Source organism: Acidipila sp. EB88, assembly GCF_003858395.1.
In the GTDB taxonomy this organism is placed as follows: domain Bacteria; phylum Acidobacteriota; class Terriglobia; order Terriglobales; family Acidobacteriaceae; genus EB88.
The window spans coordinates 3,612,642-3,634,433 of sequence record NZ_QWEV01000005.1 but is presented as its reverse complement, the minus strand read 5'-3'; the positions used below and the strand labels follow the sequence as shown (position 1 = coordinate 3,634,433).

Annotated in this window: 19 protein-coding genes; 10 read left to right on the top strand and 9 right to left on the bottom strand. The window is 64.1% G+C overall.

What is annotated here, in order from left to right:
• Positions 1–34 precede the first annotated feature (34 nt).
• From D1Y84_RS15345 to D1Y84_RS15335, 3 genes are all read left to right on the top strand, one after another.
• Complete coding sequence (locus tag D1Y84_RS15345; RefSeq protein WP_124849465.1) at positions 35–589, top strand: hypothetical protein; 555 nt, start codon at positions 35–37, stop codon at positions 587–589.
• An 83-nt stretch (positions 590–672) separates the two neighbouring features.
• Entirely contained in the window at positions 673–1,926 is a 1,254-nt protein-coding gene (ispG, locus tag D1Y84_RS15340; RefSeq protein ID WP_124849464.1) for a flavodoxin-dependent (E)-4-hydroxy-3-methylbut-2-enyl-diphosphate synthase, read from the top strand.
• A gap of 297 nt (positions 1,927–2,223) precedes the next feature.
• Positions 2,224–2,733: a hypothetical protein gene (locus D1Y84_RS15335; protein WP_124849463.1), complete on the top strand. Its 510-nt coding sequence runs from the start codon at positions 2,224–2,226 to the stop codon at positions 2,731–2,733.
• A 51-nt stretch (positions 2,734–2,784) separates the two neighbouring features.
• On the opposite strand, the gene D1Y84_RS15330 is transcribed toward D1Y84_RS15335, so the two are convergent.
• The 3 genes from D1Y84_RS15330 to queF all read right to left on the bottom strand — a co-directional run bounded on the left by D1Y84_RS15330 (position 2,785) and on the right by queF (position 5,726).
• Positions 2,785–3,531, bottom strand: a complete 747-nt coding sequence (locus tag D1Y84_RS15330; protein WP_158615509.1) for a hypothetical protein — start codon at positions 3,529–3,531, stop codon at positions 2,785–2,787.
• A 180-nt stretch (positions 3,532–3,711) separates the two neighbouring features.
• The gene (locus tag D1Y84_RS15325) at positions 3,712–5,025 is read right to left on the bottom strand and encodes a glycosyltransferase family 2 protein (RefSeq protein ID WP_158615508.1); all 1,314 of its coding nucleotides are present in this window, start codon (positions 5,023–5,025) and stop codon (positions 3,712–3,714) included.
• Between the two features lie 269 nt (positions 5,026–5,294).
• The gene (queF, locus tag D1Y84_RS15320; protein ID WP_124849460.1) at positions 5,295–5,726 is read right to left on the bottom strand and encodes a preQ(1) synthase; all 432 of its coding nucleotides are present in this window, start codon (positions 5,724–5,726) and stop codon (positions 5,295–5,297) included.
• A 149-nt stretch (positions 5,727–5,875) separates the two neighbouring features.
• Between queF and D1Y84_RS15315 the strand changes: the two genes are divergently transcribed.
• The 3 genes from D1Y84_RS15315 (at position 5,876) to D1Y84_RS15305 (ending at position 9,791) form a co-directional block, all read left to right on the top strand.
• Positions 5,876–7,123, top strand: a complete 1,248-nt coding sequence (locus D1Y84_RS15315) for an efflux RND transporter periplasmic adaptor subunit (RefSeq protein ID WP_124849459.1) — start codon at positions 5,876–5,878, stop codon at positions 7,121–7,123.
• A gap of 224 nt (positions 7,124–7,347) precedes the next feature.
• On the top strand, positions 7,348–8,310 hold the full coding sequence (locus tag D1Y84_RS15310) for a hypothetical protein (protein WP_124849458.1): 963 nt from the start codon (positions 7,348–7,350) through the stop codon (positions 8,308–8,310).
• A gap of 161 nt (positions 8,311–8,471) precedes the next feature.
• A complete protein-coding gene (locus D1Y84_RS15305; RefSeq protein ID WP_124849457.1) occupies positions 8,472–9,791 on the top strand; it encodes a TolC family protein in 1,320 nt (439 codons plus the stop codon).
• A gap of 92 nt (positions 9,792–9,883) precedes the next feature.
• Here D1Y84_RS15305 and D1Y84_RS15300 read toward each other — a convergent pair whose 3' ends face one another.
• Entirely contained in the window at positions 9,884–10,804 is a 921-nt protein-coding gene (locus D1Y84_RS15300; RefSeq protein WP_124849456.1) for a LysR substrate-binding domain-containing protein, read from the bottom strand.
• Positions 10,805–10,887: 83 nt separating this feature from the next.
• Here D1Y84_RS15300 and D1Y84_RS15295 point away from each other — a divergent pair, with 83 nt between their 5' ends.
• From D1Y84_RS15295 to D1Y84_RS15280, 4 genes are all read left to right on the top strand, one after another.
• A complete protein-coding gene (locus D1Y84_RS15295) occupies positions 10,888–11,409 on the top strand; it encodes a GNAT family N-acetyltransferase (RefSeq protein ID WP_124849455.1) in 522 nt (173 codons plus the stop codon).
• A gap of 185 nt (positions 11,410–11,594) precedes the next feature.
• The gene (hpnJ, locus tag D1Y84_RS15290; protein WP_124849454.1) at positions 11,595–13,082 is read left to right on the top strand and encodes a hopanoid biosynthesis associated radical SAM protein HpnJ; all 1,488 of its coding nucleotides are present in this window, start codon (positions 11,595–11,597) and stop codon (positions 13,080–13,082) included.
• Between the two features lie 99 nt (positions 13,083–13,181).
• The gene (locus D1Y84_RS15285; protein ID WP_233581461.1) at positions 13,182–13,631 is read left to right on the top strand and encodes an EamA family transporter; all 450 of its coding nucleotides are present in this window, start codon (positions 13,182–13,184) and stop codon (positions 13,629–13,631) included.
• Positions 13,632–13,666: 35 nt separating this feature from the next.
• Positions 13,667–14,053: a hypothetical protein gene (locus D1Y84_RS15280; protein WP_233581460.1), complete on the top strand. Its 387-nt coding sequence runs from the start codon at positions 13,667–13,669 to the stop codon at positions 14,051–14,053.
• 90 nt (positions 14,054–14,143) lie between these two features.
• On the opposite strand, the gene D1Y84_RS15275 is transcribed toward D1Y84_RS15280, so the two are convergent.
• From D1Y84_RS15275 to D1Y84_RS15250, 5 genes are all read right to left on the bottom strand, one after another.
• On the bottom strand, positions 14,144–15,997 hold the full coding sequence (locus D1Y84_RS15275; RefSeq protein ID WP_233581459.1) for a glycoside hydrolase family 15 protein: 1,854 nt from the start codon (positions 15,995–15,997) through the stop codon (positions 14,144–14,146).
• Between the two features lie 89 nt (positions 15,998–16,086).
• The gene (gene hpnE / locus D1Y84_RS19015) at positions 16,087–18,621 is read right to left on the bottom strand and encodes a hydroxysqualene dehydroxylase HpnE (RefSeq protein WP_370245781.1); all 2,535 of its coding nucleotides are present in this window, start codon (positions 18,619–18,621) and stop codon (positions 16,087–16,089) included.
• A 5-nt stretch (positions 18,622–18,626) separates the two neighbouring features.
• Entirely contained in the window at positions 18,627–19,637 is a 1,011-nt protein-coding gene (hpnC, locus tag D1Y84_RS15260; protein ID WP_124849453.1) for a squalene synthase HpnC, read from the bottom strand.
• 2 nt (positions 19,638–19,639) lie between these two features.
• Entirely contained in the window at positions 19,640–20,707 is a 1,068-nt protein-coding gene (locus D1Y84_RS15255; RefSeq protein ID WP_233581458.1) for a zinc-binding dehydrogenase, read from the bottom strand.
• Complete coding sequence (locus D1Y84_RS15250) at positions 20,704–21,789, bottom strand: alcohol dehydrogenase catalytic domain-containing protein (protein WP_124850191.1); 1,086 nt, start codon at positions 21,787–21,789, stop codon at positions 20,704–20,706. The genes D1Y84_RS15255 and D1Y84_RS15250 overlap by 4 nt, the downstream gene beginning before the upstream one ends.
• Positions 21,790–21,792: the final 3 nt, after the last annotated feature.

Here is a 21,792-nt window from a genome sequence, read left to right as displayed (position 1 = left end):
GGCAGGCGATCTGAACGCCCGCTCCGAGGAATAGATGAACGACCGCAAGGCAAGGACGACGCTGGTGATGGCAAGCATGCTCGGCAGCATGCTGACTCCGGCGTTCGCCCTTCAGCGGGCACATGATCCCCTTTCCAGCGGACAAGTGGACCAGGTCCGTGAGCTGGGCGACCGCCCGGTAGATCGCATAAAGCTTTACTTGAAGTTTGTGAATGAACGGGCTTCGGCAATCAAGGAGTTAACTCCGAGCAGTACTGAGAACAGCAGGCCTGCCGAGTTGCGGGCCCGCTTTGAAGAGTTCACCCGGCTCACTGACGAACTCTCCGAAAATGTAGAGACTTACCATGGCGACAGGGCAGATATTCGCAAGGCGCTGCGCCCGCTGGTCGACAGCAGCGGCAAGTGGGAGGCGGTGCTGAAGGCACCGCCTCCTGACCACACCTACGACTTTGCCCGCACGACTGCCCTGCTGGCGGCGCAGTCCATGGCAGAGCAGGCGCAAAAGACCCTGGCCGAGGAAGAAACCTACTTCGCAGCGCACAAGGATGAGGCGGGCAAGAACGGCAAGGCTCCCACACCCGAGCAGTAGTTCCGCAGGCTGACTCCTGCCTGCGCGCACGTCGTTTCACACTCCCGCCACCCCTGTCTCCTGTAAAATCCGGGTGAGGTCCTATGCCTGAGATCTACCGCAGAAAAACAGTGACCGCGACCATCGGCAACGTGCGCATGGGTTCCGACGTTCCGGTCGTGGTGCAGTCCATGACCAATACGGACACTGCCGATGTGCAGGGCAGCATCGACCAGATCGCCTCCCTGGCGGCTGCCGGCTCCGAGATTGTGCGCGTCACCGTCAACAATGACGAAGCAGCGCAGGCCGTTCCCTACATCGTGGAAGGGCTCGACAAGCTCGGGTTGCAGACCCCGATCGTAGGCGACTTTCACTACAACGGGCACCTGCTGCTGAACAAATACCCGGCATGCGCCCAGGCGCTCGCGAAATACCGCATCAATCCCGGCAATGTCTCGATCGGTCGCAAGAACGACGACAACTTCCGCACCATGATCGAGTGCGCGGTGCGCAACCAGAAGCCGGTGCGTATCGGTGTCAACTGGGGTTCGCTCGACCAGGCCCTGCTGACCACGATGATGGATCAGAACAGCCGCCTCCCGCAGCCGCTGCCCGCCCGCGACGTCATGATCGAGGCCATGCTTGTCTCGGCCCTTTCCTCCGCCGAGGCCGCCGAGCGTTACGGCCTGCGCCATGACCAGATCATCCTGAGCGCCAAGGTCTCCGGCGTACGCGACCTGATCGACGTCTACACGATGCTTGCCGCGCGCTGCGACTACCCGCTGCACCTGGGGCTCACCGAGGCTGGCATGGGTGTCAAGGGTATCGTTGCTTCGGCTGCCGGCCTCGCACCCTTGCTGCTTGCCGGCATCGGCGACACCATTCGGGTCTCGCTCACGCCCAAGCCGGGTGGCGACCGCAGTGAAGAAGTGCTGTGCGCGCAGCAGATCCTGCAATCGCTTTCGATCCGTTCGTTTACCCCGCAGGTCACGGCATGCCCGGGGTGTGGCCGCACCACCAGCACCTTCTTCCAGCAGCTTGCCGAGCAGATCCAGGACTACCTGCGCGTCTCCATGCCGGCCTGGCGCGAGCAGTACCCGGGCGTCGAAGAGATGAAGCTAGCGGTCATGGGCTGCATCGTCAACGGTCCCGGCGAGTCCAAACACGCCAACATCGGCATCTCGCTGCCCGGCACATTTGAGGAGCCGAAGGCCCCCGTGTATGTCGACGGCAAGCTCGTGACCACGCTGCGCGGCGACACCATCGTGACCGACTTCCAGCGCATCCTCGACGAGTATGTGCGGACGCACTATGGCGCAGCAGCAGCCGAAAGTTCGCAGCTGGTGGAAGTGCACTAACCGGGCGGTACGGGGCTTCCCTGCTTTGCGGCAGCGCTGAAGCCCCGCGGGTCTGGGCCGCGCCTCTACCTGTTCGGACGATGGCAGCCTCAAGACTGCCGATGTTGCGGCAGTTATCCCAGTCTTGGGGCCGACGCGATCACTCCTATGCGGTCGCTCGGTCACACCGGGCCGCCACACGCATCCCCTAGCACCACGCAGCAGATCCCCCCAAAGCACCATGACGCCCGTACTCTGGCGTGCCGCTGACCCGCAGGCTAGGCTGTTGGCACCTCATCCTGACTTTGTGGTGTCTCTATGTCCCCTTTGCGGCTCTTTGCCTTGTTTGCGATCGGTCCAGCGCTGGCGGCCACGGCCTGCCTCGCAGGAACGCGGCGCTGTTATGCGCCGGAGGATGCCGCTGCGATGGCAGGCAAGGAGATCTGCCTTGCAGCGCACGTGTATGACGTGGTCACAGCCGAGGACGGCACGCGCTACCTCGACGTGTGCCGCCCTGGAACATCCATGGAAGGCTGCCGCTTCACGGTAGTCAGCATGGCAGCAGACCGCAACGACGTTGGCCCCATCGACGGACTCAAGGAGCAGGATGTACACGTACGCGGCACGGTGCACGCGCTGAGAGGCGAGTCCATTATGCTGTTGAGTCACGCCCGGCAATTGCATGATGGTCCGGAAAAGTTCCGCCCCAACCCCGAGCTGATCAGCGGCTTCGCGGCGGGCAGCGGCGCCACCGCGTTTCGAGACCCTGCCCTGAGCGCGCGCAAGCACAAGAACACCAGCGTCTTCGCGGGTTATCCCGAGCATTAGCGCGTTCGCGCCAGTCGGGTGGCGCTGCGCGCGGGGTCGTTCTTCATCCCGCTACGCTCTGTTCCCGTCCGCTTCGAGCCGACCAGCTCCTTTGTCGCCCCGGCCCCAGGCAAGCAGCACAAGCACAAACGCGGTCGCGCTCAACAGGGTCGCAAGCGGAAGCCCGATTGGGATGATCTTGTTTTCGGCAACCCAGTCGCCTATCGCGGTACCGGTGGTGCGAGCCACCGCAATGATGCTCCAGTACCCCACTGCCCACTGCGCAGCCCGGCGGTACCCCGCCAGCAGCGCCAGCAGCAGGATCGCCCCGAGGGCGAGCGCGGCAAAGCCCTCTCCAAACGCATGCTCGCAAATGTCGCCAAGCACCGTGCCAAAGATCCCGGCACTCAGCATGGCGAGCCAGTACGCCGCGTTGGTTCCCGGCAGGCCGGGGGTGTGTTCCGGGCCGCGCGCACGACGTGAACTCATCCAGCCGAAGAGCCCGATCAGCGCTGCCGTCCCCAGCGTAAGCGGCAGGCCGGGCACGCGCAGGCGATAGGCAGAGTAGTCAGCAATATTGGTGGCCCCGGTCCGAATCAGCAGGATCACCAACCAGTAGTAAATCTCACGCCGATGATCGTCGAAGCGCTCAAGCAGGAACACGGCGGCTGCCAGCAGCGCCAGCACCACCAGGCCCATGCCAATCCCAAGCCCGCTTTTATGGGCATACAGGTCGCCCATGTTGGTTCCAAACACACTGGCAAGCGTGATGGCCGCCCAGTACCGCACATCCATCTGAGGTGTATGCACACGCTTCATCTGGTCTCCTGATCTGCTCGGGGGCAAACTGCCTGCGCTGGGTGCGCTTTGCTTTGCAGTCATAGACGCTCCGGCCGGCATCCCCGAGTACAGCTTTATGCACGGTAACTCGGCAAGCTTAAGGGCACGTGAAGCCGGGAGCAATGGCGCGGCACTGGCGCGTCCAGCGCTTGCACCCGCTTACCGGAGCGGCCCGGCTTCCCTGCGCAGCGTCGCCAGCGGGTACAGCGTGCCGCGCCACTCCACGCCGCCACGCACGAGCGTCAGGCAAATGGAGCGCAGGATGGCGTAGACAAACACCAGCGCGCCGAATGGGAAAAGCAGAGCGTACCCGACACTGTTGCCGGTCTTGCCCAGGTCGCGCCGGTACAGCAGCAGCAGCGCCAGCGCAAACGGCGCGAACGACCAACGCGTCGCCGGCGGCCCGAACAGCGCGGCAATGGGCGCAAACACCATCACGCACAGCGAAACCACGGCCAGGAGCGCCGGGACAAGCCGGTAGCGGAACAAGGCGAAGCCATTCTTGGTGAGGTTATTCGCCAGCCCCAGCGCCCCCACAGCCCAGCGCAATCGCAGCAGGTCCCGGCCGGTCGCGAACTGCTGATGCAGATGGTGCCTCCGTTTGATCTCCCATCCGAAACGCAGGTCTTCCAGCACCTCCAAACGCAACCGGTCCCAGCCGCCCACCTGCAGGTAAGCCTCCCGTCGAACCAGCGTGAACGAACCGACGCCAACGGAATCCTTGGCTCTTGGGTCGCTGATCTTCCAAAGCCGCAGCGACCACACGCCAATAGCCTGCAAGGCGCCGATCACCATGCGCTCGCCCACCGTTTCGGAAACAGGGGTCGCCGCGAACGCGAGGTGATCCAGTTGCTGCTGCTGAAAGAACGCGACACACCGCAACAGTGCGTCAGCCCGGTAGAGGATGTCGGCATCGGTGAACAGCAGCAGGGGTGCACGGGCGCGCGCGAAGCCCTGTGCCAGCGCGTGCGGCTTGCCAAGCCAGCCTTCCGGAAGCGTGTAAATGTGCAGCACCTCGAACGTATGCGGCCCCACATCTGCAGCGCTTTGCTCCGCATCGGGCGAGTGCGCGCGGGGCGCCGCCCGCGTAGCGGCAATCGAGTCCACGATCGAGTCCAGGATGCTCCCGGTTTGGTCAGTGGAACGATCATTCACCGCGATGATCTGCAACGGCACGCCCCGGCTCGCAAGCAGCGAGTGGATCGTAGCCGCGATCGCGGCTTCCTCGTTGCAGGCCGGAACAATCACGCTGAGTAGTGGCTCGGTGGAAGGAGCGAATGGCGCGGGCTCCGGGAGCCGCACCAGATCAGGTATGCGGTGCGAATACGCCAAGGCCTCAAGCGTCCGCAGCAGCCACGCACAGGAAACCAGCCACGGCAGCCCGAGAACCAGCAGGCGAAACAGGCCAGGCAGTGTGAGCGCACGGTGCCAGGGACCCAGAAGCAGCGGAATAGCGAAGTGGACCTGCGGCACGGTGTCCTCACGAAGGCAGTGCAGGCCTGGTTGCTGCAGAACGCGTGGATGAAGTGAGTCTAGCGAGGTATGCAGTAGCGATCCGAAGCCGAGCATACCGGCGGCGCAATGCCCGGCCGCTCGGAGCGCTCGCTACTCGCTCATTGCCGCAGTGCAACGGCTAAAACGCCCGCCGTCGACGGCCGGACCATCATGGTGTGGTCGACAGGCGGACTGGCGCGCACCACGCTACCGCCAGCCAGAAGCCACGGGCGCTTTACGCCAGCACCCTACTTCTTAGGCCGCGGCCAGCGGGCATCCACCAACGTGGAAATGCCGCCACGCGGACGGAAGTTCCCGTGCACATGCGCCCAGATCGGGTCGCAGGCTTTGACCACGTCGTTCAGCACCTGGTTGACGATGTTCTCCTGAAAAATGCCGAGGTTGCGGTAGCAGAAGAGGTATTCCTTGTAGCTCTTGAGCTCCAGGCAACGGTGGCGCGGCATGTAGCGCAGCTGGATCACGCCGAAATCTGGCAGGCCAGTCTTGGGGCACACGGAGGTGAACTCCGGATCATCGATGAGGATCTCGTAGCCGGCGAATTGGTTCTCCCAAGTTTCAATTTCGGGGAACACGGTGTCGAGGCCTGCGCGGGCGTGCTCGTCGGTGTATCGGGGGCTCGCTGCGGAAGAAGCGGATGAGGCTGAGGTGGTGGTCGCCATACCTACCAGTTTAGCTGACCGGCGCCCACCCGCATTGGGCATACACGCCGAGCCCTGCCGGATCGCAGGCAGACTCGCTGCCTTAGGGCCCGGGCAGGAAGAGGCCGCCAAAACGCTCCGGTATACTCAAGCGGGATTCCAAGACCTCGATGGCAAATGATCGACCGACCAGCGGCACCCGCAACATCATCATCTGGACAGCCGCCGTACTCGTTGTAGCACTGGTGTCTTACATGGCGCACGTTGCCACCCGTACCGTGCTGCAGGTGCGAGCCTTCACCGTCGTGCGCGGCCCGATTCGTAGTTCCGTTTCGACCAACGGCAAGGTGCAACCCGTAAACAACTACGAGGCGCATGCGCCGTACCCGGGACTGGTGAAGTCTCTACTGGTGCACGAGGGCGACGTGGTGCCGGCTGGTAAGCTGCTGCTCACCATGGATAGCGTGGACGCGCAAACGCGCCTGGCGCAGGCGCGCGCCACCCTGGCCGGCGCCCTTGCCAACCAGCGCTCCGTAGAGAGCGGCGGCGTGCCGGAAGACCGGTACACCTTCAATGGCCAGGTAGAGCAGGCCCAGGCCGATGAGCGCGCCGCGCAGCAGTCGCTCACGACTTTGCAGCAGCTGGCCGCCAAGGGGGCAGCCTCACCGAGTGAAGTGCTCCAGGCGCAGAACCGCCTGGCCAGTGATCACGCCAACCTCCAGGTGCTGCAGCAGCGCCAGACCGCCCGCAAGACACCACCCAACGCCGAGCAGGCACGCGCCGAGGTAGTGGAGGCGCAGGCAGCAGTCAATGGCGCGCTCGATGCGCTCAACAAGAGCAGCGTGCGCGCGCCCTTTGCAGGCACCGTCTACTCCGTGCCCGCCTCGCAGACCGAGTACGTGCAGCAGGGCGACAAGCTTCTGCAGGAAGCCGACCTGACACACATGGAGGTCTTGGCCTACTTCGACGAGCCCGACATCGGCAAGCTCAGCATCGGCCAGCCCGTGCGCGTCACCTGGACGGGCAAGCCCGACGAAGTGTGGCACGGCCACATCAAGCGGTTGCCGGCCACGGTGGTGACCTACACCACCCGCAACGTGGGCGAGTTGATCTGCTCCCTCGACGACCCGCATGATGGCCTTCTGCCCGACACCAACGTGGACGTCACCGTGACGACCCGCGAGGTGCAGGATGCCCTGTATGTTCCGCGCGAAGCGCTGCACACCGAGCAGGGGCTGACTTATGTCTACAAGGTCGTGCACGGCGCGCTGAAGCGTGCTGCCGTACAGGTGGGCAACCTCAACCTGACGCAGGTGCAGATCGTGACCGGGGTAGCTGCGGGCGATGTGGTAGCGCTCAATACCCTGGGCGGGCAACCGCTCGTGGACAAGGTCGCGGTTGCGGTGCAGCAGCAGTAGCTGCATCCGCTGACCGCTTCGGCTCATCCTTGCTTGCTATGTGGAGTTTCACCAGGCTTCCTCATGACTGCAGACGGTGGGTTCGCGGCACGGCCAGCAGTGGCAAAGCCATTCCACCGCCAGCCAGTTCCCAGCCAGTACCAACTCCCCGGACGGTCTGCCACGCGGCAACCCTCGCCTTTCCCGGCCGCCTGGCCGTCGCAACTCTGTGCGCCCTCACCCTGTTGCACCCGGCCATAGCCGCTCCGGGCGATGCGCGGACCGGCAACGAGCCGCAGGCCGCGGCAAGGCTGCTCGCGCGGGGCGAAGCCGACCAGGCACTTACCGTGCTGGGTCGCCGCCTCGCCACAAACGCCAAGGACGCGCTGGCACTGAACCTCCAGTGCCGCGTGCTGTACGCGGAACAGCGGGCCACGGACGCCGAGAAGCCTTGCACACGCGCCGCGCAACTGGCACCCGGCGTAAGCAGCTATCACCTCTGGCTGGGGCGCGTGCTGGGTGTCGAGGCCGAACATGCTTCGCTGTTTTCGGCGTATGGCCTGGCCAGGCAGGTCCGGGCGGAGTTTGAAGCAGCACACCAGCTGGACCCGCACGATGCCGGAGCGGCAGCCGATCTGGGCCGCTTCTACGTGGAGGCCCCTCGATTCGTGGGTGGCGGCCAGGCGAAAGCCCAGGCATTGGCCAACGAGGTCGAGGTGTGGTCGCCCGCGCTGGCGCACACCCTGCGCGCCGAGCTTGCTCAGTCCGCCAAAGACCCTGCCGCCGCCGAAACCGAGTGGAAAGCCGCCGCAGCGAGCCGCGATGCGCGACCCGACGAGTGGGTGACGCTGGCGGCATTCGAGCGCAAACAGAACCGCATCCCCGAAATGCTCACCGCGCTCGACCGGGCGATCGCGCTCGACACCGCGCAGGACGATGCGCTGGTCGCGGCAGCGCGTGAGCTGATGCACAGCGGGCAGCGCCTCTCCGAGGCGGCCACGCTGCTCCGCAGCTACCTCGCCTCGCCCAATCAGTCCGAGGGTGCGCCGGCGTTCGTGGTGCATGCGGAGCTGGCACGGGTGCTCGCGCAGATGGGTGACACCGGCGGAGCAGACCAGGAAATGGCCGCGGCCCGTGCGCTGGCCACGGGCTGGCAGCCACACCGGGGAAACAGGCAAGGCCCAGGCAGCGACCGGCAGGGTGCCTGACTGCGAAGCTACTCCTCTGGAGCGAGCGCGCATGCCGCGGCTGGCCACTCGCCGGTTCCGTTCAGCCAGGACGCCGCAGCGCATGTTGCGGCCACAGGACGCGCCGGCGCGTTCGGTCGCAGTAGTATGAGTGGAGTCTTTTCTTCCAAAGGAAGCAGCATTTGATCGGAACTGTTTCGCTGCGCGGCATACTGGCCGTCTGGTTCGCGATGGCTGGGCCGCTTGGAGCGATGCTGCTAAGCGCGCCGGCGCAGGCCCAGGTGTCGCTGTACACGGCGGTTGACCTGGCACGCCGCAACAGTGCGCCGGTGCGGATCGCGCAGGCCGACGTGGCGCGCGCCCAGGCCTCTTTGTCGGAGACCCGCGACGTTTACCTGCCTTCGTTCTCGGCCGGCTCTTCGGTCGGTTACACGTACGGCTTCCCCGTGGGACAGCCAACGCTTTTCAATGGGCAGGCGCAATCGCTGGTGGTGTCGTTTTCGCAGCCGGACTACATCCGCGCAGCGCGTGCCGGACTGCACGCGGCAACGCTGAGCCTGCAGGATGCGCTGGACCAGGTGGAACTCGACGCCTCGCTAGATTACCTGCAGCTGGACACCATTACCCAGCAGCTGGTGGCGTTGGGCGAGCAAAAAAGCTACGCCGAAAAGCTCGAGCAGGTTGAAGAAGCACGGCTCTCGGCCGGCGTGGAAAGCCAGATCGCAGCGACAAAGGCCGAGCTTAATGGGTCGCGGGCTGACCTGAAGCGCCTCGACCTGGAAGCGCAGGCCGCGGTGCTGCGCGAGCGGCTCAGCCACCTTGCCGGCCTGCCTGCAGACAGCTTCCGCACCAAGCCGGAGTCGGTACCCGGGGCACCGCCCAACCTGGACCGCACAGCCTTGCCGATGCAGACCTCCGGGGTGCAGGCGGCGTTCAGCGATGCGGCCAGCAAGCACTACCTCGCGCGCGGCGACGATCGGCAGATCCTTCGGCCGCAGGCAGCCTTCGGCGTGCAGTACTCGCGTTTTGCAATGTTCAACAACTATCGCCAGTACTACAACGCGTTTCAGCACAACAACTTCGATGTCGGTATCCAGCTGACCATTCCGCTATTCGACGCTGTCAAGACGGCCCATGCGCGGCAGAGCGCAGCCGATGCAGTGCACGCGGACACGCAGGCCGAGCAGGACCGGCAGAACGCCGATGAGCAGGTGGTGCAACTGCGCAAGAGCCTGGCCACCCTGCGTGCGCAGGCGAAGATCGCGGACCTGGAAGCGCAGCTTGCCAGCCAGCAACTGCAATCGGTGCTGCTGCAGCTTGCGAGCCCGCCGGCCTCGGCCACTCCGCTGACACCAGCCGACGAGATGCAGGCGCGCATCAACGAAAGGGCGCGTTTCAGCGATGCGCTGGATGCCCGCTTTGCCCTGCTGAAGGCGGAGCTGTCGCTTCTGCGCGTGACCGGCGGCCTGCACGCCTGGGTCGATACCGCGGCACGCCAGTAGCTATCCTGCTCGTCTACGGCAGGATAGCTGGCGGGCCTTGGGCAACTAACGAGTCGCAGAATGGTCAGTAAACAGGCCCACTGCGTCCCAGTTCAACGGCGACCCACCGCCGGCTCCGTCTTTGTCTGCAGGGTACCGGCAAGCCGGGCAAAGTTCTGCACGATGGGCCGCGTATCCCCCGCCGCATACGCCACCTCCAACTCGCTCGCGGCCTCGGTCCCTCGCAGCGGCAGGCAGACCACTTCCGCTGAGGTGATTTGCCGAACGCAGGCCGGCGCCACCGAGACTCCCATCCCCGCGCCCACCAGGCGCAGGATCGTCAACCAGTGCGACGCCTCCTGCACGATCTGCGGGCGGAAACCATGCTCCTCGAAAATGCGCAGCGGCTTTTCAAAAGCCCTCGCGCCCGCGCTGCGCGGGTAGTACACAAACGGCTCTCCCTGCAGCGCCGCCGGCGCAAGGCTCTTCTGCCGTGCGCATGCGTGCGTCGCAGGGAGCACGGCCACGTACGGCTCGGCATAAAGCGGCGCGGTGTGCAGTTGTTCCACCACATCGCTGTCCCGCAGGATGCCCACGTCCAGGGATCCGTTCTGCAGGCCTTCCTGCACCCGCGACGTAAATGATTCGTACAGGTGCAGCCGCACGCGCGGGTGGGTCTCGCGAAACGTCCGGAAGATCTCCGGCAGGTTGGACAGCATGGCGGAACCCACAAAGCCGATGTGCAGCGAGCCCACCTCTCCCTCGGCGACATGGCGGGTCTCGTCGATGTCGCGCTGCATCGTTGTGAGCACGCGTCGCGCCCGCTCCAGCAGACACTCGCCCGCATCGGTCAGCTTCACCGATCGCGACGTGCGCTGAAACAGCGGGTAACCGAGAATCTCCTCAAGCCGGCGAATCTGCTGCGAAAGCGGTGGCTGCGACAGGTGCAGCCGTGCGGCTGCCCGTCCGAAATGCAGTTCTTCGGCGACTACGACAAAGTACCGGAGGTGGCGAAGTTCAACATCCTGATCCATATGCGTAACGTCCTGATCCAGAGTTTTAATATATTGGACCTAACCAATAGGAGCGAGCACACTGTTTCTACGAGGTGCCACCCATGCACACTGACTCACCCACACATAGCAGTTCCGCCAGACTCCTCCGTTCGCCCGCGATCCACATCCGCCCGCTGCAGTCAGTGGCCGACGCACGCGCGTTTCGCGCCCTCAACGAGGAGTGGATACGTGCCCTGTTCGCGCTTGAGGCAAAGGACATTGAGGTGCTCGGCGATCCGGAGAACACAATCCTGCGCAAGGGCGGACACGTCTTCATGGTCTGCGAGGGCGAGGAAGCAGTTGGCTGCGCCGCATTGATCCCCATGCCGGAGCACACGTACGAGCTTTCCAAAATGGCCATTTCGCCGCGCCTGCGGGGCCGTGGTATCGGTCGCCGGTTGCTGCTCCACGTGATCGGGGAAGCAAGAAGGCTCGGGGCAAAGTCGCTGTTCCTGGGCAGCAGCACCCGGCTCGCCAACGCCGTGCACCTTTACGAGGCGGTCGGCTTTCTCCATGTGCCGCCTGCGGCACTGCCGCCCATGCCGTATACCCGCGCCGATGTCTTCATGGCGATGGAACTGTAATGCGTGCGAACTGCCTGCGGAGGGAACCCCAAGCCCGGCCGCACCGGTTGTGGTGCAGTTCGTATCAGCGGATATGCGGCACGTCGCCCGTCCCCGTGAGCTGCCCTGCGCGGGTTTGAGCTTGCGATTACAGGCTGGAAACGTGGTCACGCCAACTTAAAATGTTAGACTTGACCCATACGGATATGCCGCTAAAGACACTGTTTCTGAACCCGCCCTCCTTTGAGAATTTTGATGGTGGCGCCAGCTCACGCTGGCCCGCGACCCGTGAGATCGAGAGCTACTGGTACCCGGTGTGGCTGGCGTACCCGGCCGGCATGCTGGAAGGCTCCCGCCTGCTCGATGCCAATCCCCACCATGTGTCCTGGGATGGCGTGATCGAGATCCTCAAGGATTATGAGTTTCTGGTGCTGTTCACCAGCACCATCGGCTGGACCGGCGATCAGCGCGCGGCGGAAAAGGTCAAGGCAGCGTACCCGAACCTGAAGATCGCGTTTGTCGGGCCGCCCGTCACCACTGACACCGACAAGGCGCTGGACGAGTGTGCGGCAATTGACTTCATCTGCCGCCGCGAGTTCGACTTCTCCGTGGTCGAGTTTGCCGAAGGCAAGCCGCTCGCGGAGATCCTGGGCATCTCGTACCGCGATGCCTCGGGCAAGCACATCCACAACCCGGATCGTGCGCAGGTCGAGAAGCTGGACCGTCCGGACATGCCCTGGGTCACCGACATCTACAAGCGCGACCTCGACGTCACCAAGTACAACGTGCCCTTCCTGCTGCACCCGTACGTGGCGCTTTACTCCACGCGCGGCTGCCCGGCGCAGTGCACGTTCTGCCTCTGGCCGCAGACGCTGTCGGGCCATGCTTGGCGCAAGCGCTCTACCGATGATGTGGCCGCCGAAATGGCGCACGCCAAGAAGCTCTTTCCGGAAGTGAAAGAGTTCTTCTTCGACGACGACACCTTCAACATCCAGAAGGCGCGCACCATCGAGCTCTGCGCCAAGCTCAAGCCGCTCGGCCTTACGTGGAGTTGCACCTCGCGTGTCACCACCGACCGCGACACGCTCAAGGCGATGAAGGATGCCGGCTGCCGTTTGCTCATCGTCGGCTTTGAGTCAGGCGATCCGCAGATCCTCAAGAACATCAAGAAGGGCGCTACCGTACAGCGCGCGCGCGACTTCGTGAAGGACTGCCACGATCTCGGTCTGATCATCCACGGTGACTTTATCCTGGGCCTGCCAGGCGAGACGGCCGAGTCGATCCGCAACACGATCGATTTTGCGAAGCAGCTCGACGTCGAAACGATCCAGGTCTCGATCGCACACGCTTTCCCGGGCACCGAGTTCTTCGATTACGCCAAGCAGCACGGGTTCATCACCAATGAGACCAAGATGGTCGACGAAGGTGGACATCAGTTGGCGCACATCGAGTACCCGGGGTTGCCAACCGAGTATGTGCTCGAGATGGTGCACCGCTTCTACGATGAGTACTACTTCCGCCCCAAGGCCGCGTTCCGCGTGGTGTGGAAAGCAGTAGTCAACCGCGACCTGCCTCGCCTGTACGTGGAAGCCAAGTCGTTCCTGAAGCTGCGCAGCGAGCGCAACAAGATGGTGAAGCAAAGCAAGAGTGACAAGGCCCGCGAATCGCGGGAAGCAGTCAGCGCAGGCGTATAGTCGCGCAAGAGGGCAATGGCGTGGGCGATCTCGTATCGGCCGCGCCATTGTCGCAGCCACACCTGGTACCTCCCCTGCACACGCTGCTGATCCCTGCCGATGACCACAACCTCTTCCATGACGACGCAGCGTTATCTGGTCCTGTTGATCGTGGCCGTCACTGCGCCGCTTGGGGACACCCTGCTGGCCGTCGGCATGAAGCAGATCGGTCCGGTCTCGCTTGAGCACCCCGCGCTGTTGCTGCATGCGATTCTGAACCCATCGGTCGCGGCAGGTATTGCGTTGCTGATCGGCTTCTTCGCCTCCTACACCGCCGCGCTCTCCTGGGCTGACCTCACCTTCGTGCTTCCCACCACCTCGATCGGCAATGTCCTGATCGCGCTGCTCTCGCGCTTCTGGCTGCACGAACACATCTCGGCTTCGCGGTGGCTGGGCATCGCGCTGATCACAATGGGTGTAGGTTTTGTTGCAAATGGCAGCTCCTACACGGAGCACGCAGAACCAGCGGCACAACCTGCCTTCAGCGGACGAACGGCGGGCGACCTGTGACAGCGGCCCTGGCAGTCGCGTTACTGCTCCCCCCCGTGCACAGTTCTTCCGGCTGGGCAATCGCCTCGATGATTGCCGCCATCGTATTTTTCGCCACGCTCGGCGATCTGTTGATCGCCTCCGCCATGCGGCGACTCGACCTCGACGCAATCCGCGCCGAGCGAGGCATCGCCGGCGCCAGCTGGGCGGTCGTAACGAACCTCAGGTTTGTATGCGGCGTGCTCGGCATGGCGGGCGGGTTTTTCTCGCTGCTGTTCGCCCTGTCGCACGCGGACGTCAGCCTGATCGGTCCTGCATCTGCATCGCTGACGTTTGTGAGCAACGCAGTGGCAGCAAAGTTCTTTCTGCACGAAAATGTGGATGGGCGCCGCTGGGCGGCTGCCCTGTTTGTCTGCCTGGGCGTCGGGCTGCTTTCGCTCTGAACTGCCTTGCTCTCCCGAGCAACGCAACAGCCAACGACATCACGCAGAAAGGCGAGGCGGCATGCCGCGCAACACCTGGATCGATACCCTCTAGAGCCACTCCCCTTTGCCGCCATCCAGAGCCTTGTTCAGGTAGGTCGCAGTGCTGATCAGCGCAAGGTGTGTCAGCGCCTGAGGAAAGTTGCCCAGGTGCTCGCCGCTCGAACCGAGTTGCTCGGAGTACAGCCCGACATGGTTGGCGTACCCTAGCATCTTGTCGAACAGCAACCGCGCCTTGTCTAGCTGCTGCGAGCGCGCGAGGCATTCGATAAACCAGAACGAGCAGGCCGTAAACGAACCTTCCGCACCCTCCATGCCGTCGGAGCCCGGCGCATAGCGGAACACGAGACTATCCTCGGTGAGCTCTTCCTCGATCCGCTTCAGGGTAGAAAGCCAGCGAGGGTCGGTGGGGCTGATGTAACGCAGCATGGGCATCAGCAGCATGGCTGCGTCGACCGCCTTTTCTCCCTTGACCTGCACGAATGACTGCAACTCCTCGTCCCAGAAGTTGTCCAGGATGTCTTCGTTGATCAGCCGGCGCGCCTCGTACCACTCACGCAATGGCGCTTCCAGCGAGCGCTTGTCGGCAAGGCGAATGGCGCGGTCGAACGCGACCCACGACATCAGGCGAGAATGCAGCATTTCGCGGCGGCCGCCGCGCATCTCCCAGATGCCCTCGTCCGGCCGTCGCCAGTTCTTGCACAGCCAGTCCATCAACCGGCAGATGCGGCGCCAGCCGTCCTTGGAAATGCCATCGGAGTACTTGTTGGACAGGTACACCGCATCCATGACTTCGCCGTAGATGTCGAGCTGGAGTTGACTGTTGGCGCCGTTACCGATTCTCACCGGCCGCGAGTCGCGATAGCCCGCGAGATGCGAAAGTTCAGTCTCTTCCAGGTCGCTGGTCCCGTCGGAGCGGTACATGATCCGCAGCGGGCCATCCTCGGTGTCGTTCTTGAGGCCATCCATCACCCGCTCACGCAGCCAGGTGGTGTAGGCGCGCACTTCGCTTGAAAAGCCAAGCCGCACCAGCGCATACAGGGAGAAGGAAGAGTCGCGCAGCCAGGTGTACCGGTAGTCCCAGTTGCGAGAGCCCCCGATCTGCTCCGGCAGCCCGAAGGTAACGGCAGCGATGGTGGCGCCATGCTGCTCGTCGAAAAGAAGCTTCAGCGTCAACGCAGAACGGTTCACCATTTCGCGCCAGCGGCCCTTGTAGGCTGACTTCGCCATCCAGTCCCGCCAGAACTGCGCAGTCTCCTTAAAGCAGTGCTCGATCCGTTCCGGATCCAGAAGCTCGCGGCGGTCCTTCTCTTCCGGCAAAATTGCACCGAAGGCAAAGGAGGCAGCCTCACCCTGGTTCAGGGTGAAGTCAGCCTCCGCTTCGTTGTCATTAATCGTCAGCGGCACTGTGGCGTGCAGGGCCATGGAGCGAAGCTCCTGCTGCTGCGGGCAAAAGCAGACGGCATCACCTTGCCGCTCGACACGGTGATCGCCACGCGCGTAGTCAAAACGCGGCGCGCATCGCACCTGGAATCGAACCGTCCCCTTGATGACGCGCACCATGCGGATGATCTGATTGGCGTAAGCGCTTTGCGCGCCTTCCTCGGTCACCGGCATAAAGTCCGTCACCTCGGCTACCCCGCACTCGGACAGATACCGGGTCAACAGGATGTTGGTGTCGGGCAGGTAAAGCTGCTTGTAGCGCACATCGTCCATCTGGGGGTCGATGCGGAAGCAGCCACCCTTCTGCGTGTCCAGCAGCGAAGCAAAGATCGTCGGCGAGTCAAAGTTAGGAAAGCAGAAGAAATCAATAGTGCCGTCAACAGCGATAACGGCTGCAGAGCGCATATTGCCGATGACAGCATGGTTCTCAATGGGTTGCGAACTACCGGGAACGTTCAACAAAATGGTCCTCCACCAATTGGCGCACGAGGGCCAACGTTTGTTGGATGCCGAACCGAACGAGGGAAGCCGAGGGGCCTGCTGGGGTACTGCTAGCCGAGAAAACGCATCAGCCCGCGCGGCGGGAGGTCGGGAGCCACGAATCGCCGGTAATGGCCCGACCGGGCATGCACGGCCTCCGCGGCAAGGAATCCGGAGCGGGCCGCGCCTTCCATGGTCGCGGGCCAGCCCGTGTCTGTCCAGTCACCGGCGAGGAACAACCCTGGCCACGCAGTGCGCGCACCAGGCCGGTGGGCATCCACCCCCGGCGTAACGGCGAAGGTGGCGCGCACTTCCTTGGTCACGACGCCCTTGAGCAGGGTAGCTTCGGCAACGGCCGGAAAGAACAGCGCAAGCTCCCGCAAGGCGAGCTCGATGATTTCGGGCTGCGTCATTGGCACCAGCTTGTGAGCGACGCTGATGACAAGCTCGAGGTGACTGCCGGAGGCTGCCGCCGATGCATCCGCGGAGGCTTCTTTCGGTCGCAGCTTGTCGCGCTGGTACATCCACTGGATCGTGGTATCCAGTAGGACGGCATGCGCCAGCTCGGTGATCTCTCGATCGAACCAGAGATGCACACCGGCCAGCGGCACATGCTCAAACTGCTCCAGGGTATGCGCGAGCTCGTCACGATCCGGCCCGGCCGGCAGTGCAGGGACGAGACGCTGCGTGGCTTCGAACGGGAGCGCAACGATTACGTCGTCGAACACCCCGGCATGGGGACCGTCGGCCGTATGCACGCGCCACCCGACCGTGTCACGCCCAGCCTCCGTAACCTGCTCCAGCTTCTCCACCGAGGTGCGCAGGTGCACCGTGCCGCCTAGCTGCACGAGGTAGCGCGCCGCGCCCGCATACATCTCTGACAGCGGCAACAGCGGCACGCCGATCTGCCCGGCCTCGGCCGAGTTCAGGAAGGACTCCTTGAGCACCTTGCCCGCGTAATGCACCGAGATGCGGTCCAGATCATCATTGAGCGCGGACTGCAGGATCGGCTCCCAGAACCGCTTGATCGCTCCCGGCGTCTGCCGGTTTCGCAGCGCCCACGCAAGAAAGCTTTCGCCACCCGGCGTGTCGACCGGGTAGCCCGAGAAGAACTGGCGCAGACCGTGCGCAATGGCGCGCTTGTCTCCCGGGGAGAAGCACCGTGCCCGCAGGAACGAGGGCGCGGACTGCAGCGGCGCGGGCAGTGCCGTGGGCTGCACGACACTGCGGCGGCCGCCCGGTTCGATGTAGGTGATGGCCGAAGTCCAGGCAATCGCGTCGGCGCGCCCCACCCGCTCCAGCAGCGAGCGCAGGCTGGTGCAGCAGCCCAGCAGGATGTGCTGGCAGTTATCGATGACCTCGCCCGAACCAGGATGGAGGTACGACGATGCACGTCCACCCACGTAGGGTCGCCGCTCAAAAACCGTCACAGCGTGGCCGGCTTCGGCAAGCGCGCAGGCAGCCGCGAGGCCCGAGACCCCGGCGCCCACGATAGCGACGGAACGCCCCGAACCGTGCTTGGAATTCTGCCCGAACGGATCGACTGATACCCGGCTACACGAACACGTCACCGAATCCAGCATTGCCGGCGAGCCGGCAGAAGGCTGCATCTTGGGCGTACCGGGGGTCTGCAAAGTGCTGGCGGTACCCGGCAGGACAGCAGTGCGCGCACCCTCGGGAGACTCATGCCGGGTGCGCAGCACCCGCACGCCGAACGTGCGCATCAGCCCGCGCGCAAGCAGCCCGAGCTTTTCTGCGGTCGGTACACTGTGCCGCTCGGTAAACACGTCGTAGTCTGCACGCCGGATGCGCAGCAGCAGCCGATGGTAGATCTGCATCAGCACCTGCAGCGCAGGACGGCTGTCAGGCGCGATGTACGGCAACAAGAGAGTCCCGGAGCGATACAGCTGATCGGCGCGCGTGCACTGCGCGGCCAGCATGGTGCGCATCGTGGCGTCGGGCGCCTTGCCACTGCGCGCGGCAGCGGCAAGCGACTCGGGCGTAAAGCCATAGGCATCCAGCTCATCGACCGGGAGATACACGCGGCCACGCTCGGCATCTTCCCGCACGTCCCGCAGGATGTTGGTCAGCTGGAACGCAATGCCCAGCTCCTCGGCAAGTGACTCGGCTTCCGCGCCGCTGTACTCAAAGATGCGAATGCACACCAGCCCCACCACCGATGCCACCAGGTAGCAGTAGTGGCGGAGCGCGGCGTAATCGGCGAAGGTCTGCCCCGCGTCATGCTCCTCGCTGAGATCCATCGTCGTGCCTTCCACGAGCTGGTCCAGCAGCGTCAGCGGGATCCGGAAGCGGAGACGGGCATCGTTCAGGGCGAAAAAGACCGGGTCGTCGGAGTTTCCCAGTGTCGCAGCCTGGTGCCAGGCCGCCGTCCAGGCAGCCATGCGGGCACGCCGCTCGGCACGCGGCACGGACTCGTCATCAGAGATGTCGTCGGCCTGCCGCATAAACGCATACACCGCGCAGATGGCATTGCGCTTGGCCGGGGGCAACGCCAGGAATGCAAAGTAGAAGTTCTTCGCCTCCCTGCGCGCGATGAGGCGGCAGGTGCGGTACGCGCTGTTGAGAATCTCGGAAGGTGTCGGCACTCGGCTCAGCCCTTGCTGCCTCGCAGGCGCAGGTACTTGCCGGCGATTGCGTGCAGAAGCAAAGCAGCTTTGCGTGGTTTGGAGATGGAAGGACGCGCACACAGCACGTCGAACTCCTGCTTTTCGATGGCCCGCAAAATCTCCAGGCCGCCGCGGGAGAACAGGTCCAGGTCCACAGCAAGCTCGCGATTCACCATGCCGATCAATGGCATCCCGCTGCGGAACATCACCCGCGCATACCCCACTTCATAGCGGAGCAGCTCCCGCACTGCAGGGTTGGCCACGCGTGCGGCAATGCCTTCGGCCAGCATCGCCTCCGTGACCTTGAAACGCTTCATATCGGCCTGGGGAAGGTAGATCCGGCCCTTCTCGTGGTCGACCCGCACGTCCTGCCAGAAGTTCGCAAGCTGCAGTGCGGTGCAGGTCTGGTCCGACAGGCGAAAACGCTCTTCATCCCGGTAGCCCGCGACATAAAGCACCAGCCGGCCCACCGGGTTCGCCGAGTAGCGGCAGTAGTCGAGCACGTCTTCAATCGAGGCGAAACGGGTCGTGTGCTGGTCCTGCCGGAAGGCGTGCAGCAGGTCGGCGAACGGCTTGATCGGAATGTTGCAGGCCTGGATCGTCGGGAGCAGCGCCACGAACACAGGGTGCGTCGCAATACCACGGTAGCAAAGCTCAAGCTGTTCCTGCCACCAATCCAGCAGGGCCAGCGACTGGGCTGCGTCGCCTACCTCGTCGCCAAGGTCGTCGGACACGCGGCAGTACGCGTAAATGGCGTGAAAGTGCGTGCGCATGCGGGCCGGCAGAAAAATGCTGGCCACGTGGAAGTTCTCGTAGTGTGTCTCGGTGAGGTGCTGGCACCAGCGCCGGGCTTCCTCGAGACTGGGCGTGTAGGACGGCGGCCGGTACGCGGCAGGCAGCGCAGCCCAGCCTGCTGCAAGCAGCTGCGCGCGTTCCGCGTCGGGCTGTTCACCGGGCCGGGCCTGAGGGTCGTGCTCGATCGGAAAGGTCGCCATGACTAAGGAAGAATCACCGTCTTGATGCCCCGCGTGGCTCCACTGCTCATGGTGCGATACAGCGAGACTACATCGCCGAGGGAGGCACGCGCGGTAAGAAACTGCCGTGTCTGGAAGCGGCCGCCCGCCAGCAGCGCGAAGGCACGACGCACCGTGCGCGGCGTGTGATGAAAACTCGCGCGCAGGGAAAGCCCGCTGTAGTGCAGCTGGTTGGTGTCGAGCTGCACCTGGGTGCCGGCCGGGGGGCCTCCGAAAAAGTTCACCGTACCGCCCTTGCGGGCCATGTCCACCGCCCATCCCCACGTTGTGGGCGAGGCAACGGCCTCGATCGCGATGTCCACGCCACGGCTTTCCTCGGTAAGCGCCCGCACCGCATTCACGGGGCTCTGGTCCCGCTCCAGCATCACGATTTCGGCCGCGCCGAGTTCTTTGGCGATTGCTGCCTGCTCGCGGTGCTTGGCGATGGCGATCACGTGCATGCCCGAAAGCGCCGCGGCATGCACAAACAGCAGGCCGATAGGACCACAGCCAATCACTGCAAGCGTATCGCCGGGGCGCGCATTGGCCTCTTCGAGCCCCAGCATGACGCACGCCAGGGGTTCCGTCAGCGCGGCATGCTCGAGCGGCAGGTAGTCGGGCACGCGCAAAGTGTTTTTGCCCGCGATGCGTGCCGGCACCCGCAGAAACTCCGCATACGCACCGTTGTTGAAGAGCAGGTCGTTGCACAGGTTGGCCTGGTCGCGACGGCAGAAGAAGCACTGTCCGCACGGGGCAGAATTAAGCGCCACCACGCGGTCGCCCACGCGAAAGGTCGAGCCTTCGCCGGCTTCGGCGACTACGCCCGCGATTTCATGCCCGAACGGGATTGGCGGCTTGAGCATGCGCGCGTGATACCCACGCCGGAATACCTTGAGGTCGGTTCCGCAGGTCAGCGCGGCGCCTACCTGCAGAACAATTTCACCCGCGGCAGCGCGGGGACGCGGCACTGTCTCGAGCCGCAGGTCTTCCTTGCCATACAACACGGCAGCCTGCATCGTCGGGCCGTGGGGGGATCGCTTCAGCAGGCTCATCGCTTCCCTGCCTCGCTGCCGGGCTGTTGCTGGGGCAGGATAAAAATCTTCATCGAATCGGCCACGGGATGCGAAGCAAGATCGATTGCCTCCACGGCGTCGGCAAGCGCAAACCGGTGCGAGATGAGTCCGGTAAGATCGAAGCCGTTGCGATACCCCTCGAACACAAGCGCAGCCCCTTCATCCTGGATCTCGACCGAGGCACTGTAGGAGCCGATCAGCGCCTTCTCGTCCATGCAGATCGCCGCCGGATCAATCGGCGCGTCGCCATGCTGGGTCTGCGCGAACAGCAGCACTCGGCCGCCACAACGGGTCGCGTTCATCGCGACCTTGATCAACGGATCACCCGCCACCGCCACAATGGCAGCGTCCACTCCTCGGCCTTCCGTCTCGGCATGCGCGCGCGCCACAACGTCTTCCCTCGCTGCGTCGATTGGGTGCGACAGTCCGTAGCCCGCAGCCACCGCGTGTCGTTCCGCATACAGATCAGAGGTAAGCACCTTTGCCCCGGTCCGGGCAGCCAGCGCAGCCAGGATGATCCCGATCGGGCCCTGCCCGATTACGAGCACGGTCTCGTCCGCCTCGAGCGCCAGGTTCTTGATGGCCTTCAGACAGGTGTTGACCGGCTCAATGAAGGCCGCCTGCTCAAACGGGATTCCATCCGGAACCCTCACGAGCCCCCGCTCCACAATCCAGTCCATCACTCGCACATATTGCGCGAACCCTCCGCCAGAAGGCTCGTAGGCCGCGGTGACACCGACCTTCTTGTAGACGGGGCACTGCGCAAACGTCTTTTTGCGGCAATAGTAACAGTGACCGCAGGGAATGTGATGAAACACCATGGCGCGATCGCCCGGCGCGAATGCAGTGACTCCTTCGCCGACGGCAATTACCGTACCGGCTGTCTCATGCCCGAAGACGCGCGGGGCCGAGTGGGAGCCGGTATGAATCTTCTTCAGGTCCGTGCCGCAGATTCCGCATGCTTCTACGCGCAAAAGCACTTCACCCGCTGCAATCTCGGGCGTTTCGACCTGTTCGATGCGAACGTCGTCAACGCCACGATAAACGGCTGCCTGCATCATCGC